Origin of the sequence: Pantoea dispersa (assembly GCF_035783935.1) — a bacterium.
Lineage (GTDB): Bacteria > Pseudomonadota > Gammaproteobacteria > Enterobacterales > Enterobacteriaceae > Pantoea > Pantoea dispersa_C.
The window spans coordinates 1-2186 of record NZ_JALKOV010000025.1 but is presented as its reverse complement, the minus strand read 5'-3'; the positions used below and the strand labels follow the sequence as shown (position 1 = coordinate 2186).

At 54.0% G+C, this 2186-nt stretch carries 3 protein-coding genes; 1 reads left to right on the top strand and 2 read right to left on the bottom strand.

Features of this window, described 5'->3' with window-relative positions:
* Positions 1-559: MFS transporter (locus tag MXF20_RS23145; protein WP_325971641.1), on the bottom strand; the 559-nt coding region annotated here is incomplete at its 3' end.
* On the bottom strand, positions 556-1083 hold the full coding sequence (locus MXF20_RS23140; protein ID WP_325971640.1) for a GNAT family N-acetyltransferase: 528 nt from the start codon (positions 1081-1083) through the stop codon (positions 556-558). The genes MXF20_RS23145 and MXF20_RS23140, both read right to left, overlap by 4 nt.
* Before the next feature lie 98 nt (positions 1084-1181).
* Between MXF20_RS23140 and MXF20_RS23135 the strand changes: the two genes are divergently transcribed.
* The gene (locus MXF20_RS23135; RefSeq protein ID WP_325971639.1) at positions 1182-2078 is read left to right on the top strand and encodes a LysR family transcriptional regulator; all 897 of its coding nucleotides are present in this window, start codon (positions 1182-1184) and stop codon (positions 2076-2078) included.
* The last annotated feature ends 108 nt before the right edge of the window (positions 2079-2186 follow it).

The following is a 2186-nucleotide window of genomic DNA, read 5'->3' as shown; positions in this document are numbered from 1 at the left end:
CTGCCGGAATGGCGGACAGAAAAAGCAGGCTGACAATGCCCGCACAGCCGTAAACGATAACCGCATACCGCCAGCCGGTAATGTGCAGTAGCGCAGCCCCAGCAGGCCAGAACACGGCTGAAGCGAGGCCACCCAGCAGTGTGACCAGAGAGACTGCCCGGCGGGCCCCTGCGCCTGCGGTTTCTACAAGCAGAGCAAATGCGGCATCATACAGAGCAAGTCGCATGCCGGCTCCCATCAGGAGCCAGACGGCAATCCACGATGCTGTTGAGCGGGTAAAAGCCATCAGAAAACAGCTGAGAATAATTGCGAGGGTTCCTGCCATCATCAGCGTTCGTCCGCCTGTACGGGCCATTAGGGGGCCGATAAGAGGCGAAATAAACCCCATAACCAGCATGGCAATAGTCAGCCCGGAGAATGTCAGAACTGACGACCAGCCTGTGTCCGCCATGATGGCGGTGCCGAAGACGCCTGGCATATAGAATGTGATACCCCAGTTGATAAGCTGCGTCATGCCAATGCAAAAGAGGGTACGGCCAGTCAGATGCCTGTCAGTCAAACTGTGCTCTCCGGAGAGGCGGCGTCACCCTGTCCCAACGTTCGCTGCAGGATGACCGTATCAAGCCAGCGTCCGTGCTTGAAGCCCACGGATCTGAGTGTTCCTGTAATACTGAAGCCTGCCGCGCGATGCAGGGCGAGAGAGGCGCTATTTTCGCTGTTTCCAACGACGGCTACGAGCTGGCGAAAGTTATACGCTTCTGCCCATCCAACCGCGCTTAATAACAACTTTTTCCCGATCCCCTGACCCTGAAGGTTTGGAGCAATATATACAGAATCTTCCAGGGTGAACCTGTAGGCACACCGCTCCCGATAGCGTGACAGGTAGCAGTACCCGAGGACATTGCCGTCCCCGACCGCAACAAACCAGGGCAGTCCTGCTGCACGCACCTTTTTCAGACGGGCTGTCATTTCAGCCGGGTTCGGCGGTTCGGTTTCAAAACTGGCGGTGCCGTTCAATACGTGATAAGCATAAATCTGCTGGATGGCGTGTATATGTCGTTCATCTGCGAGGGTTATTTCCATCAGTACGGCTCCTTATTCGGTCAGAAGCAGAGGCTAACCCGAATACATCATTTCATACAGGCAGCAGGACTTATCAGCGGCATAAGGAAAATTTTGGGATGGCAAACCTGAATCTCGATCATCTGGCTACTTTCAGACTGGTCATCAGCCGGGGAAGTTTCTCCGGCGCGGCTGATGCACTTGGTCTGTCGCAGCCGGCAGTGAGCCTGCAGATAAGACAACTTGAGCAGGCGCTTCACGTCCGCCTTATCGAGCGAACCAGCCGGGGAGTAAGACCCACGCCTGCCGGGCTGACCCTCGCTGAGCACAGCCTGAAAATTGATGCCGTGGTAAGTACAGCAGTTGAATCTGTGTGCCTGCATTCCGATGAAATAACCGGCACTGTTACTGTCGGCACAGGCGCAACGGCCTGCATTCATCTGCTGCCTCCCTTACTTCAGCAATTGCGACAGGCCCATCCCCTGCTGAAGGTGGACGTACGCACAGGTAACACTTCCGATATTGTGCGGGGCGTGGAGGAAAACCGTATTGACATTGGGCTGGTGACTCTGCCAGCCGCAGGTAAAAACCTCAGCATAATCCCGATGGGTACGGATGAGTTTGTTGTTATTATGGAAAAGGATGCCTCAAAGCAGAGCGTAAAAATATGGACTCCGGGCGCCTTGTTGTCGCTGCCGCTGATTATCTTTGAACCGGGAAGCGGTACACGCGCCCTGATTGATCAATGGTTCAGGGAGACAGGACATATGGCCTGCCCGATCATGGAGCTGGGCAGTATTGAGGCTATTAAAAGAATGGTCCGTGCAGGTCTTGGCTACAGCATTGTTCCCCGAATGTCCGTAGCATGTATCGGGGAAAGAGCGGGGCTCGATCTATACCCCGTGACGCCCCCTCTTCACCGTACGCTAGGGGCAGTTATGCGGGAGGATCGGATTGTAAGCAGAGCAATCAATGAAGTGCTGAAAAGCCTTCACAGCAGTTTTGCAAAAAATTAAAACAGATAAATTTTATTCGAAATCTAAATCAGACGGGTCCTATCTACTCTGACCGGGAAAGTCTAACAACAGCGTTTACCAGTTACTAATGTCCGCCTCTGGCACAAA